Source organism: Streptomyces yerevanensis, assembly GCF_000716805.1.
GTDB classification, from domain to species: domain Bacteria; phylum Actinomycetota; class Actinomycetes; order Streptomycetales; family Streptomycetaceae; genus Streptomyces; species Streptomyces flaveus.
This window is the reverse complement of the sequence record NZ_JNWJ01000030.1, coordinates 18,406-31,074: the sequence shown is the minus strand read 5'-3', so window position 1 is coordinate 31,074 and position 12,669 is coordinate 18,406. Positions and strand designations below refer to the sequence as shown.

Annotated in this window: 12 protein-coding genes; 8 read left to right on the top strand and 4 right to left on the bottom strand. The window is 69.0% G+C overall.

What is annotated here, in order from left to right:
- Positions 1-35: 35 nt before the first annotated feature.
- From OP79_RS28490 to OP79_RS28480, 3 genes are read left to right on the top strand one after another with little or no spacing between them, the layout of a single operon-like run.
- A complete protein-coding gene (locus tag OP79_RS28490) occupies positions 36-551 on the top strand; it encodes a hypothetical protein (protein WP_033324165.1) in 516 nt (171 codons plus the stop codon).
- 57 nt (positions 552-608) lie between these two features.
- Positions 609-1,679, top strand: a complete 1,071-nt coding sequence (locus OP79_RS28485) for a Dyp-type peroxidase (protein WP_078492056.1) — start codon at positions 609-611, stop codon at positions 1,677-1,679.
- Positions 1,663-3,081, top strand: coding sequence for a sugar porter family MFS transporter (locus tag OP79_RS28480; RefSeq protein WP_033324163.1), 1,419 nt, complete (start codon positions 1,663-1,665; stop codon positions 3,079-3,081). Before OP79_RS28485 ends, OP79_RS28480 begins: the two co-directional genes overlap by 17 nt.
- A gap of 79 nt (positions 3,082-3,160) precedes the next feature.
- Here the strand turns inward: OP79_RS28480 and ilvC are convergent, their stop codons facing one another.
- On the bottom strand, positions 3,161-4,159 hold the full coding sequence (gene ilvC, locus OP79_RS28475) for a ketol-acid reductoisomerase (RefSeq protein WP_033324161.1): 999 nt from the start codon (positions 4,157-4,159) through the stop codon (positions 3,161-3,163).
- Positions 4,160-4,596: 437 nt separating this feature from the next.
- Between ilvC and OP79_RS28465 the strand changes: the two genes are divergently transcribed.
- Entirely contained in the window at positions 4,597-5,664 is a 1,068-nt protein-coding gene (locus OP79_RS28465; RefSeq protein ID WP_033324158.1) for a ferritin-like domain-containing protein, read from the top strand.
- Between the two features lie 61 nt (positions 5,665-5,725).
- On the opposite strand, the gene OP79_RS28460 is transcribed toward OP79_RS28465, so the two are convergent.
- Entirely contained in the window at positions 5,726-6,901 is a 1,176-nt protein-coding gene (locus OP79_RS28460; RefSeq protein ID WP_033324156.1) for a low temperature requirement protein A, read from the bottom strand.
- A gap of 715 nt (positions 6,902-7,616) precedes the next feature.
- Here OP79_RS28460 and OP79_RS58095 point away from each other — a divergent pair.
- The 3 genes from OP79_RS58095 to OP79_RS28450 are packed head-to-tail and all read left to right on the top strand — an operon-like array spanning position 7,617 to position 10,593.
- The gene (locus OP79_RS58095) at positions 7,617-7,751 is read left to right on the top strand and encodes a hypothetical protein (RefSeq protein WP_281193260.1); all 135 of its coding nucleotides are present in this window, start codon (positions 7,617-7,619) and stop codon (positions 7,749-7,751) included.
- Positions 7,751-9,871 (top strand): coiled-coil domain-containing protein, encoded by a 2,121-nt coding sequence (locus tag OP79_RS28455; protein WP_033324154.1) that lies wholly within the window; start codon positions 7,751-7,753, stop codon positions 9,869-9,871. Before OP79_RS58095 ends, OP79_RS28455 begins: the two co-directional genes overlap by 1 nt.
- Complete coding sequence (locus OP79_RS28450) at positions 9,871-10,593, top strand: hypothetical protein (RefSeq protein WP_033324152.1); 723 nt, start codon at positions 9,871-9,873, stop codon at positions 10,591-10,593. The genes OP79_RS28455 and OP79_RS28450 overlap by 1 nt, the downstream gene beginning before the upstream one ends.
- A gap of 269 nt (positions 10,594-10,862) precedes the next feature.
- Here OP79_RS28450 and OP79_RS28445 read toward each other — a convergent pair whose 3' ends face one another.
- Together OP79_RS28445 and OP79_RS55410 are read right to left on the bottom strand one after the other, a co-directional pair.
- Positions 10,863-11,498 carry a hypothetical protein gene (locus tag OP79_RS28445; protein WP_033324150.1) on the bottom strand — a complete coding sequence of 212 codons (636 nt, stop codon included), beginning with the start codon at positions 11,496-11,498 and terminating at the stop codon, positions 10,863-10,865.
- A gap of 378 nt (positions 11,499-11,876) precedes the next feature.
- The gene (locus OP79_RS55410) at positions 11,877-12,032 is read right to left on the bottom strand and encodes a hypothetical protein (protein ID WP_157857374.1); all 156 of its coding nucleotides are present in this window, start codon (positions 12,030-12,032) and stop codon (positions 11,877-11,879) included.
- A gap of 155 nt (positions 12,033-12,187) precedes the next feature.
- Here OP79_RS55410 and OP79_RS28440 point away from each other — a divergent pair, with 155 nt between their 5' ends.
- The gene (locus OP79_RS28440; protein WP_051744985.1) at positions 12,188-12,598 is read left to right on the top strand and encodes a hypothetical protein; all 411 of its coding nucleotides are present in this window, start codon (positions 12,188-12,190) and stop codon (positions 12,596-12,598) included.
- The last annotated feature ends 71 nt before the right edge of the window (positions 12,599-12,669 follow it).

Sequence of the window (12,669 nt, the reverse complement as noted above, 5' to 3'; positions counted from 1 at the left end):
CACAGAACCGCCCCTACGCCAGAAGAGAGCCACAGATGACGACACTGGACATCGAGCTGCTCGGTGCGATGCGCGAACTCGCCGCCGCACAGCTGCCCTCGGACACGTCCATCCACAGCGGACGGCCCCTGCGCCGATTCGCCCTGGAACTGCATGTGCCGGACGAGCGGCACCAGGAGCTGGAGGCCGAACTCCAGGCGGCCGCCACGGCCGAGGGACCGCCCCTTCGCGGGAGCGAGGGGCGATGGCGCGTCCTGGACGGCTGGAGCAAAGTCTCGACGGGCCGCCGCGAGATCTGCATCTACCGGATGGAGGTCCAGGAGGTCCAGGAGGCCGAGGTGCCCGACCTGGTCGACCAGCCGTTCCTCGCCCGGACCGCGGAAAGGGTCATGGCGAACTCCCGGGCGCTGGCGGAACTTCTGGAGGAGTTGCACGCGCGCGGGGTGCTGGACGAGGGGCGCTCGCTAGCCATCGCGGCGGCGGCCACACCGCGTCCCCTGACGCGCGAGGAAGCGCGTGAACTGTCCCGAACCGATCGACTGAGCCATTGAGCGCCCCCTGGCGCTGAGTCCGCCCACCACCGCTGCCGCAGCCGAAAGTGATGATCCATGTCCGAAGGGGTCGAGGAACCCGTGCCTCAGACGATCTTGTCTCCACTGACCAGTGCGGCGATCTTCCTGGTCGTCACGATTGACGAAGGCGGCGAGAGGACCGTTCGCGAACTCCTCCCGGACATCGGCTCACTGGAACGTGCCGTGGGGTTCCGCGCCCACCCCGACGGCCTGCTCAGCTGTGTGACCGGCGTCGGGTCCCACGCCTGGGACCGCCTGTTCGCCGGAGAACGCCCGGCCCGTCTGCGCTCCTTCAAGGAACTGCACGGCTCGCGGCACCGAGCCGTCGCCACCCCTGGCGACCTACTGCTCCACATACGCGCCGCGCGACAGGACCTGTGCTTCGCCCTCGCCACCGAGATCATGAGCCGACTGCGCGGAGCGGTCACGGTGCAGGACGAAGTACACGGCTTCCAGTACTTCGAGGAACGAGACCTCCTCGGGTTCGTCGACGGCACGGAGAACCCCACGGGTGCCCAGGCACAGGCCGCCGTGCTCGTAGGGGAGGAGGATCCCGGCTTCGCAGGCGGCAGTTACGTGGTGGTGCAGAAGTACCTCCACGACCTCGACGCCTGGGAAGCCCTGCCGGTCGAAGCCCAGGAGCGGGTGATCGGCCGACGGAAACTCTCCGACGTGGAACTGGCGGAGGACGTCAAACCGCCGGACTCCCACGTCGCCCTCACCACCGTGACGGACGCGGACGGCACCGAGAGGGAGATCCTCCGCGACAACATGCCGTTCGGCACGGTGGGCACCGAGGAGTTCGGTACGTACTTCATCGGGTACGCCCGCAGCCCCGAAGTCACCGAGACGATGCTGGAGCGCATGTTCCTGGGCACGGAAACGGTGTCGCACGACCGGATCCTGGACTTCTCCACCGCAGTCACGGGCGCCCTGTTCTTCACGCCGTCCGCGGACTTCCTGGAGGACCTGCCCGAACTCCCGGACAGCCAGAACCGATCGGCCGACGCAACCGTGTCACACCGTCCGGGCCCCACCGGTCTTCAGGACGAGACACCGCGCTCCCAGACCAGTGGCACAAGGAGTTCATGTGACCAGCACTGCTGAGACACCCCCGTCGCCAGCCCAGGCGGCTCACCCCGCCCCTCTCGCCCACGTCGTCTCCATCGCGGCTGCGGCCGCGATGGGCGGCTTCCTCTTCGGCTACGACAGTTCCGTCATCAACGGCGCGGTCGAGGCCATCCGGGACCGGTACGACGTCGGTTCGGCGGTGCTGGCCCAGGTCATCGCCATCGCCCTGATCGGCTGTGCGATCGGCGCGGCGACCGCCGGCCGGATCGCCGACCGCATCGGCCGGATCCGCTGCATGCAGATCGCCGCGGTCCTCTTCACTGTCAGCGCCATCGGCTCCGCCCTGCCCTTCGCACTGTGGGACCTGGCGATGTGGCGGGTCATCGGCGGGATCGCCATCGGCATGGCCTCCGTGATCGGCCCGGCCTACATCGCCGAAGTCTCCCCGCCCGCCTACCGCGGCCGGCTCGGCTCCTTCCAGCAGGCCGCCATCGTCATCGGCATCGCGATCTCCCAACTGGTCAACTGGGGCCTGCTGAACGCAGCGGGCGGCGACCAGCGGGGCAAGCTGCTGGGCATCGAGGCCTGGCAGGTCATGCTCGGCGTGATGGTGGTTCCGGCCGTGCTCTACGGACTGCTGTCCTTCGCGATACCGGAGTCCCCTCGCTTCCTGATCTCCATCGGCCATCACGAGAAGGCGCGCCGCATCCTCGAAGAGGTCGAGGGCGACGGGATCGACCTCGATGTCCGCGTCGCCGAGATTGAGACGGCCATGCGAGGGGAGGAGAGATCGACCTTCGCGGACCTGCGCGCCGGTGGCTTCTTCTTCAAGCCGATCGTCTGGGTCGGCATCGGACTGTCGATCTTCCAGCAGTTCGTCGGCATCAACGTCGCGTTCTACTACTCCTCGACGCTGTGGCAGTCCGTCGGCGTCGACCCGACCGACTCGTTCTTCTACTCGTTCACGACGTCGATCATCAACATCGTCGGCACGATGATCGCGATGATCTTCGTCGACCGGGTCGGGCGCAGGCCGCTGGCCATCGTCGGCTCGGTCGGCATGGCCGCCGCCCTGGCGCTGGAGGCGTGGGCGTTCTCCGCCCGCTCGGTCGACGGCGAGCTTCCGGCCGGCCAGGGATGGGTCGCCCTGATAGCCGCCCACGCCTTCGTCCTCTTCTTCGCCCTTTCCTGGGGCGTCATCGTCTGGGTCATGCTCGGCGAGATGTTCCCCAACCGGATCCGCGCCGCCGCCCTCGGAGTGGCCGCCTCCGCGCAGTGGATCGCCAACTGGGCCATCACGGCGAGCTTCCCTTCGCTGGCCGACTGGAACCTCTCCGGCACGTACGTGATCTACACGCTCTTCGCCGCGCTATCCATTCCCTTCGTCCTGAAGTTCGTCAAGGAGACGAAGGGCAAGGCACTCGAGGAAATGGGCTGAATCCGACCTGCGTACCGCGGCCCGGAACGGGCCGCCGCGGACGGGGAGGCACAGCCCGGCCCCGTCCGCGGCGCGCGACCTACGCCTCCTCGTCGACCCAGCTCATGAGCTTGCGCAGTTCCTTGCCGGTGGTCTCCAGCAGCAGTTCGGAGTCCTGCTTCCGGTACTCGTGGTACCTCTTCAGACCGCCGTGGTACTCGGCCATCCACTCACGGGCGAAGGTGCCGTCCTGGATCTCGGCGAGGACCTTCTTCATCTCTGCCCGGGTGGCATCGGTGATGATCCGCGGGCCGGTGACGTAGTCGCCCCACTCGGCCGTCTCCGAGATCGACCAGCGCATCTTCTCCAGGCCGCCCTCGTACATGAGGTCCACGATGAGCTTCAGCTCGTGGAGGCACTCGAAGTACGCGATCTCCGGCTGGTAGCCGGCGTCGGTCAGCGTCTCGAAACCGGCCTTCACCAGGGCGGAAACACCGCCGGCGAGAACGGCCTGCTCGCCGAAGAGATCCGTCTCGGTCTCCTCGGTGAAGGTCGTCCTGATGACACCGGCACGGGTGCCGCCGATGCCCTTCGCATAGGACAGCGCCAGCGCCAGCGCCTGACCGGTCGCATCCTGCTCGACGGCCACCAGACACGGAACACCGCGGCCCTCCTCGTACTGACGGCGCACCAGATGGCCCGGGCCCTTGGGAGCGACCATGCAGACATCCACGCCGGCCGGCGGTTTGACGAAGCCGTACCGGATGTTGAACCCGTGGCCGAAGATCAACGCGTCGCCGTCCCTGAGATGCGGGGCGATGTGCTCCTCGTAGATCTCGCCCTGGAGGGGATCCGGTACGAGGATCATGATGACGTCGGCTTCGGCGGCGGCCTCGGCCACCGTCACCACCCGCAGACCCTGTTCCTCGGCCACGGCCCTGGACGCGGAGCCCTCGTGCAGGCCGACGCGCACGTCGACGCCGGAATCCTGCAGGGACAGCGCATGGGCGTGGCCCTGGCTGCCGTAGCCGATGACCGCGACTCTGCGGTTCTGGATGAGGGACAGATCGGCGTCCGCATCGTAAAACAGCTCAGCCATGGAACACACCTTTCTTGGACGACTCCTCGGGCACGTCAGCCGAAACCAAGCTGCGAATGAGCACGGCCTCCCGGAAGAGCGGGAACGCAAAGGAACAGGCGAGGAAGGCTTGGAGGGGAAGTTGTCCCTCCGCCACCAGCGCCCGGATGCCACAGCCCGCAGGCCCGCCACCCGTGAACACTGACACTATCTCACGTTCGCTGTGCATCGAATCAGTGTGGAATATTGCGAACAGTGTCATGGGTGGTGACATCAGGCCAGCACCTGCGCATGTCACAGATGCTCCGACTCGCCGGTCAGTGGATTGACCTCAGAGGGTGTGCCCGCACCGCCGTGGACGGCCGGCCCGTTCTCCGCTCCGTGAGGACGGCGGCGTTCAGCCTGTGGCCACTGCATGAGCACCCCTTACGCCGACCAGCAGAAATGAGCTTTCCGCCATGCCTCAGGACCAGTCCACCACGCTCGCCGCCGCTGCGACGACCGGCATCGCGACCCTGGAAGACCTACGCAGGCACCTGCAGTGGGCGATCGAGATCGAGCACTCCACACTGCCGCCGTACCTGACGGCGCTCTACTCCCTCGACCCCGAACGCAACGCGGACGCCGCCCAGTTGATCAGCGGCGTGTTCGTCGAGGAGATGATCCATCTCGCCCTGGTCGCGAACCTGCTGAACGCGGTCGGCGGCGAACCCCGCCTGGACACACCGCAGATGCTGCCGCCGCATCCGCGGACCATGCCGCACGCCGACCCCTCCATCGAGCTGTCGCTCCTGCCGTTCGGCAAGGAAGCCCTCGGCATGTTCCTCCGCCTCGAACAGCCCGCGCACCCCGGAGACCCGGCGGAAGGCGACAACTACGAGACGATCGGGCAGTTCTACGACGCGGTCGAGAAGGGCCTGCGGGACCTGTGCGCCGAACTGGGCGAGGAGCGGGTCTTCACCGGCGACCCCGCCCGGCAGGTCTCCGGCGGCCCGTTCGCTCACACGGCGGGCCACCTCGCCCCCGTCACCGACCTGAACACCGCACTCGCGGCGCTGGAGGAGATCGTCGAACAGGGGGAGGGTGCGGCACGCGCCGACGTCTGGGACGGGGACAAGGACCTGTTCCACCCCGAGACCAAGGCCGTCTCCCACTACTACCGGTTCCAGGAGCTCACCGTGGGGCGCCGCTATCAGCCGGGCGACACACCGGAATCCGGTCCCACAGGCGACCCTGTGACCGTGGACCTGGCCGGGGTCCAGCCCGTGCGCCCCAACCAGCGGTTGGCGGACCACCCCGAGGGCAGCGCGATCCGCACCGCACAGGAGACGTTCAACCAGACGTACTGCAAGATGCTGCAGATGCTGGAGCAGGCCTTCAACGGCAACCCGGCGATGCTGGGCATGTCCGTGGGCACGATGTACGCGGCCAAGGGCCAGGCGCAGAGCCTGATGGCGATGCAGGACGACGACGGCCTGGCGGCCGGCCCGACCTTTGAGTACATCGCCCCCGAAGACCGGGTCTAGCGCGCACTGTTGACGCTCCGCGGCAGGGTACTGAGGGCGCTCCGACCGACGCGGGGTGCCCTCAGGCGTCGGAACCTTCGTGCCGCACGAGGACGAGCGAGCCCGCGATGAGCAGGGAAGCGATGATGCCGGTGCCCAGTACGGGGAAGGGTGTGACCGTCGAGGAGAGGATGGCCAGAGCCGCGACAGGCGGAAGAACGTTGGCCGCCGTGGACAACTGATCGGCCCGTCGGTGCAGCAGCCACACACAGGTGACGAAGAGGGCGACGGGCACCGTGTAGACAGCCGCGGCTTGGACGTTGGTGAGCGTACGGCTGCCGGTGACGTGGGCGACGTTGACCGCGAGCGCCGCGCCGACAGCAGCCGCGGCGGCGAACACGACGTAGTGCCCGTAGCCCCACAGCATCGCCGTCCTCTGTGTCCTGAGACGGCGCGGCGCGTCCTGGGCGAAGTACATCCACCACAGCGCGAAGACGGTCAGCAGCCCGCCCAGCGCGATGGGCAGGATGGAGCCGAGGTTCTTGTGGGTGTCCAGAGCGGTACCGACGGCGAGGCTGGCGGCCATGACGGACTCGCCGAGCACGATCAAAGTGAACAGACCGTAGCGCTCGGCTATGTGCTGTGGATGCCAGGTGGTGCCCTCGGCACGCTCGGCCCAGACCGGCACCGCGAGTTCCAAGGCGGCGAGGACGGCGAACGTGGCTGTCCCGCCGTCGACCGGCAGAGCCAGCCGCACCAGCCAGCCGACCTGCAGGACCAGGATGCCCACGGCGTACCGCAGCGCGGTGCGCCGGCGTTCCCGGTCCGTGCAGGCGGCGCGCAGCCACTGACTGACCATGGCCAGCCGCATCACCACGTAGCCCCAGGTGATGACAGTGAAGTCCCCGCTCTCCAGGGCCTCAGCGGCTCCCGCAGCCACGATCAGGGCACCGATGATCTGAATCAGCGTCAGAAGACGGTACGGGACGTCATCCGTGTCATAAGCCGCCGCGAACCAGGTGAAGTTCATCCAGGCCCACCAGATCGCGAAGAACACGAGCGCGTAACCCAGCAGACCACGCCCCGAATGGCCCGAGACCATCTCATGCTCGAACGCCGACGACGCCTGGGCGACAGCGGCAACGAAGCAAAGGTCGAAGAACAACTCCAGCGCGCTGGCGGCACGATGCTCCTCACCAGCATGGCGGGCGAGCATCGGCCGGTACCAGGCGGTGAACGCGTGCGTGGACTGACTCATGGCGTCCTGATCTCTCGGGCGGAACAGCATCGGAAACGGCGTGCGAGGAGGGCGGGAAGGCCGCTGGCGACGAGAACCGTCCGAAGCGGGTTGTGTCGGCCGGGGCCCGTTGTCTACGACCGGGCCCGGCGAGAATTTGTGACAGACCTTCGGTGGGCGAAGGCGTCACCGCTCATCACCCCGCCTCTCATGGCAGTGACGACACACTCCACCACGGACCTGGCGTGTCCGAAGCAGAGGAGAGGCCGAGGTCAGTTCTTTGATTACGAGTACAACGACGACAACCTGTGCCCGGCATGCCGATAGACGGCTCGGCGGTAACCGTCATGGGGCCGACCACCGGCGCCGCGCACGAAGGGATGGTGTAGGGCGGCCCACCGCTATGGGTAGGGATCGAGCCCAGCCGACGTGCAGCGGGCCGCTGCCGCACCAGGCGGATAGGGCCGACAAAACCGGATGCCTACACGCTGACGTTCGGACTGCCGAAACAAGTCGAGGCGTGGATCATCGATCAGGACGCAGGCACGCCCGCCCGCACCAGATGGGTGAAGCAGAGCATGCTGTCCGCCATGACGGTGTACTGGATGGACGACAGCCACGCTCACACCTTTCGACTCCGCTACGAGGCGACAGCGTTGCGCAGCGATCTGCTCTCCTGACGGCTCGCTGCGGCGGTACGTGTTCGGACCACGCCCACGTGCGGCGGCCCGCTCACGTGATCGCATCCTCGCAGGCCGACCGGATGCTCGCTGATCTGCTGCTGGGCAGCCGGCTTGTCTCCCACTCGGGCGGGGCGATCGCCTACGTCCCCGCACCCGCCGCCGACCGTCGTCCGGACAAGGAAGCGTGATGGACGCACAGCGCTACACCGCAGCCCTCGCCGAACTGCGCACCGTACGGGACGAGATCAAAAAGACCCGGGCCGCCCTGGCGAAGCTGGAGGCCGAGCGGGACCGGCAGATCACACAGCTGGCCGGGTACGAGAAGGCGAAGGCGGAACGGATCGCCCCGGCGGCCGGGCTGAGCCTGGCCCACGTCGTCAGCCTGGCCCCCGCGCTGGCCCCCGACCGCCTCACCGCCGCCGAGACCGCCCCGTCTCACCTTGAGCCGGGCGCCCCAGCCGCCGCCGACGGCACCGAGACTCCGCCCCACCCCACCGCCCAGAGGGGAGCGGTGGCGCCCGCGATGGCCGCCGCCACAGCAGCGCAGCCCGTCGCCGCCTCGCCGCCGGCCGCTCCTGCCGGGGACCGTGCCTCCGCGAAGCCCGCAACCCCGGACGCGCCGCGTGCCCTCCCGTCGATCCCCGACGGGGCAGCGGGCAACAGCTGGTTCACGCACACCCCGAACCTGCTCTCCACGCCACCGAACTTCACCCAGCAGGCCCGCTCCACGGTCTTCCTGGACACGGACACGGGCGTGCTGGTGCACCGCAGCCAGACCTACCGCCTCGACCTGGCCGACACCTCGGTCGCCGCCATCCTGACCGCCGTCTTCCAGACCCTTCCCGAAGGCACGGAGCGCATCTACATCACCGCAGGCGACCCCTGGCACCGCGACGCCGACCGCTACCCCTACCTGCGGGATGCGGTCGCGGCCTGGCTCAACGCCCCCACGCCAGGCTGGCGCACCGACACCGGCCGCGGCCGCGACCGGATGGCCGGGCACTTCGTCCACGCCCGCAACCCCGTCGGCCGCTACCAGCGCGACGATGGCGACAGCCACGTGGAGATCCGCTCGGTGGGGGAGTGGTTTGACACCGGCGGCGACGACCCGGCAACTGTCCGGGACGCGTTCGTGCTGCTGTGGCAGGCACTGCGCCGCCACTGGCCCGATGCGGTCATCATGGGCTCCCCCTCCCAGACCGGCCGCGACCTGTGGACCCGCACCATCCCCACCCGCGGCCAGCACGCCGAAGGCTTCCCCGTCCTGTCCGAGGAACTGCGCGGCCTGCTGCACGCTACCGCCGGCCAGGGCCGCAACGAACTCATCGTTCCGCCCCGTGTGCCCGAACAGCTGCCCCAGCTCGTCGAGTACGACCGCACCTTCGCCTACGCCAAACACACCTGGAAGTCTCCGGTCGGCACCCCCCGCCGGATCACGGCCGCCACCTTCGCCTCCTGGAGCGAGAAGGAGCAGACCCGGGCCCTGTACGGCTGCGGCCACTGGCAGGTGCGGGTCACCGTCCCCGACACCTGGAACCACGTCGGCATCCTGCCCGCCCCCGCACCGGGCGAGCGCGCCTGGCACTACCCGGCCGCGCCCAACGCCCCCTTCACCACCTGGGCCGGCGGCCCCGAAATCCACACCGCCCTGACCAACCCCATCACCCCGTGGAAGATCGAAATCCTCGACGGGATCCTGTGGGAGGACGGCAAACCCCTCGACGACTGGGCCAAGAAACTCAAAGAGACCTGGACCAACCTCTCCGCCCAGGCCCACTTCCAGGGCGACGCACAGCAGGCCCGCGCCGCCCACCTCGCCTCCCGCGCGGTGCGCGCCATCCTCCTGTACGGCATCGGCTCCTTCGCCCAGCGACCCCGCATGGTCACCGGCACCACCCCCCGCACCCTGGAGCGCGACGTACCGCCGGACGCCGAAATCATCGGCTTCGACGACGAGCGGATCACCTGGCAGAAGCCGACCGGCTTCAGCCGGGACCCCAACGCTCACCCCGAATGGGCCGCCGCGATCTGGTCCGGCGCCCGCGCCGCCCTGCTCACCCAGCGCCACCGCGACGAGGGCATCTACGCCGGCGCCCTGCACACTGAGCCCGGCACCGTCGTCGCCTTCCGCACCGACGCCCTCTACCTCACCCAGCCGCAGGCCTGGCCGCACCACCACCAGCCCGGCGACTACCTTCTCAAGGGCCACCTCACCGGTCCCGTGGCCGCCCCCACCACCGAGGGAGAACTCCTTGCCCTGCGGGACGCCGGACGCACCGCCCTCACCCCGAACGCAGGAGAGGCCTGATGCCACCCCGCCCCCGCCGCAACCGTCCCGCTGGACAAGGCGAGTTGAACGAGGCCGCCCAGCTGGCTGACCAGCTGCAAACGGCCGGCTACTCCAAGCGCGACATCGCCCGCATCATCAACCGTGACGCCTCTCTGGTCTCCCAGTTCTACACAAAGAACAAAGGCGCTGCCTTCGTCCCCGCCCTGCGCCACGTCCTGGCCGCCGTCCAGACAGGCGGCATCACCGACCTCCCCGACCTCGCCTCCATCGCAAGCCAGCACATCACCCGCCGCACCACCGCCTCCGGTGCCCGCGCCCGCGTACGCGGCAAAGCCGTCCTGATCACCCCCACCGGCTCCGGCACCGGCCGCGTCGGCGCCCAGGCGATCGCCTCCGGCTCCTCCCGACTGCGCCCCCTGATCGCAGAAGCCGCCCGCCGCGGCCTGCGCCTGGCCTTCACCCTCCGCCTCGCCAAAACCGGCTACCTGCACCCCTCCGGCAGCCGCACCGACTCACCCGGCATCCGCCGCGACGTCATCCAGCGCGCCGACCACACCGAGGAACGCTCCTACGGCTCCGCCCAGACCGGCGGGCACGACGCCGCCGACTTCGCCCAACGCGTCGACGCCGCAGGCGGAGACGTCACCGCAGCCGTCCATCAATGGCTGGTGGAAACCGGCCGCATCCGCCCGGATGCGCACATCATCCACCTGGAGATCCGCACCTGGCGCCCGCGCTGATGCATCCGGGCGCAATCGCTGAGATCGTAGGCGCCCACATCCCGCCGCTGGTGACTGCCCGCCCTGCGACTGCCTGCTGCCGCACTGCCGACTCGACAACAGCACCGAAATTACGGGACAAGACCCCAGCACAAGCTCCGTCACCCGACTGCTCGGCACTGTCCCAGCCGCGCACTGCGGTACGCCGGTTGCGCCCCGCGCAGTGACCTTCGGCGCCGGGGCCATCGGATTGCGGGACGGAGGAATGCGATGGCCGGGCCGGCGGATGCTCAGCCGGCCGCTGCCTCCGGCTGCGGCTCGACCGCAGCGGGCTCCGGAGCGGCCGCGGCGGTATAGAAAACGGACGAGCCCTGCTTGGTGCGGTGAGCACGACCCTTGGCAACGAGCCCTTCGAGGGTGGTGCGCACCACGGCGGTCTTGATGTTGCGGTCGGGATGGGACTGCCCCAGCGCGGAGGAGATTTCCGCGGCGGAGCGCGGCTCGCTCTGCTGCTCCAGGTGAGTGCGGATCAGCTCGACGAGAGTCGGCGTCGCGGCTGTCGTGGCGGCCTTCACGGACGAGGCTTTGGCCGCGGTCTTCTTGGCAGCAGCTTTCTTGGAGGCCGTCTTCTTCGCGCCTGCGGCGACTGCCTTCTTCCCCTTGGCCGGCTTGGATTCAGCAGAAGCCTGCTCAGGCGCTGACGGCACAGCCGTGGTGTCCGGCCGGGCCAGGCTGGCGCCGCCGAGTGCCTGCTGCATGCTCACCAGCACACTGTGGTCGTGCTGAAGGGCATCCAACTGCCCCTGCAGTGCCTCGATCTCCGCACCGATACGTTCCTGTTCCTTGGTGTTGCGCTCGAGGTCGCCCGCCACCTGGGCGCTGTACTGCGATGTGAGTTCGGTGGCGGGAGCCGGGTTTTCAGGCATGGCATGGGCCTTTCTTCAGTTCGCGGCCGTGGCGGTGAAAAGTAGCAGGTGCCGAGTCCGCGAAGGGATGCGGAATGTATTCGTCTGCGACAACTGGGCCGCTCGCAGGCCGCGACCGCTGCGGGCTGCGACAGCCTAGTCCTACTGCCGTAGTTGGAGGCCGGATTGCCTCCGACCGGACGACGCCGGTTACCGACCGCCAGCCCTTCAGCTAGCGCGGCGAGACGGCGTCGTCCCGACCACACGCTCGGCGGACGCGCCCGCGTACACCCCTCGCGGCAGCTCACCGGCGATCCGGAAACCCGACCCGAACAGCCCGAACAAGCCCGTCCTTGAATTCGAGCTGCGCCCCCTGGCCGCAAAGGCGGCAACAAGGGGTCAGATGAAGTAGTGGCCCTTGCCGATGTCCTCTATGAGCCCAGGCTGAATCGGCTGCCAGCCGAGCAGTTCGTTGGTGAGTGCGGCGGAGGCCGGCTGGTCGACGGACAGGAGCATGCCGAGGAAGCCGAAGTCCTCTGCCGGGCGGTTCTCCACGGGGGAGGCTCAGGTAGCGGCCGATCGCCGGGGCGTTCGACGGCTTCGGCGAACACCGGCGCACCACCCTGTGGACGGCCGGCGCCTTCCCCCACAGCCACCAGCCCTGCCTGCCCGGACTCGGCGCCCTCGCGCCCGCCCCCGCCCTGCCCGCCATGACCCCGGCCGAACAGACCGCCGCCGACCTGGCCACCACCGGCGCCAGCGCCACCACCCACCCCATCGAGCACGTCCGCGCCTACCTGGAACGACAAGGCGCCCTGCCCGCGGCCGCGGTACGTACCCTGGCCGACCAGGCCCGGGTCCGGGTCGGCGGACTCGCCAAGTACCTGCAACGCCCGCCCACCGCCAACGGCGTCGCCTTCGGCGCACTCGAAGACGAGACCGGCATGGTCAACCTGGTGTTCGCGCCCCCCGTCTGGGACCACTACGGACGCACTCTCATCGAAGCCTCTGCCGTCCTCATCGACGGCCACACCGAATGCTCCAACGACGCGTTCAACGTCATCGTGCACCGGGCGGAAGCAGTGCCGGCGCCAGCAGTAGCCCGCCGTCACCGCAGGTGACGCATGCCGCGCTCGGGACGCGACCCAGAGCGCCTCAAGGCCTCGCTGACAGGAAGGAGTTGAGCGCGCAA

What these genes read in the sequence shown, in the direction of transcription:
- OP79_RS28490 (WP_033324165.1), top strand. Translation starts at nt 36, where the DNA reads ATGACGACACTGGACATCGAGCTGCTCGGTGCGATGCGCGAACTCGCC.
- OP79_RS28485 (WP_078492056.1), top strand. Translation starts at nt 609, where the DNA reads ATGTCCGAAGGGGTCGAGGAACCCGTGCCTCAGACGATCTTGTCTCCA.
- ilvC (WP_033324161.1), bottom strand. Translation starts at nt 4,159, where the DNA reads ATGGCTGAGCTGTTTTACGATGCGGACGCCGATCTGTCCCTCATCCAG.
- OP79_RS28465 (WP_033324158.1), top strand. Translation starts at nt 4,597, where the DNA reads ATGCCTCAGGACCAGTCCACCACGCTCGCCGCCGCTGCGACGACCGGC.
- OP79_RS28460 (WP_033324156.1), bottom strand. Translation starts at nt 6,901, where the DNA reads ATGAGTCAGTCCACGCACGCGTTCACCGCCTGGTACCGGCCGATGCTC.
- OP79_RS28455 (WP_033324154.1), top strand. Translation starts at nt 7,751, where the DNA reads ATGGACGCACAGCGCTACACCGCAGCCCTCGCCGAACTGCGCACCGTA.
- OP79_RS28450 (WP_033324152.1), top strand. Translation starts at nt 9,871, where the DNA reads ATGCCACCCCGCCCCCGCCGCAACCGTCCCGCTGGACAAGGCGAGTTG.
- OP79_RS28445 (WP_033324150.1), bottom strand. Translation starts at nt 11,498, where the DNA reads ATGCCTGAAAACCCGGCTCCCGCCACCGAACTCACATCGCAGTACAGC.
- OP79_RS28440 (WP_051744985.1), top strand. Translation starts at nt 12,188, where the DNA reads ATGACCCCGGCCGAACAGACCGCCGCCGACCTGGCCACCACCGGCGCC.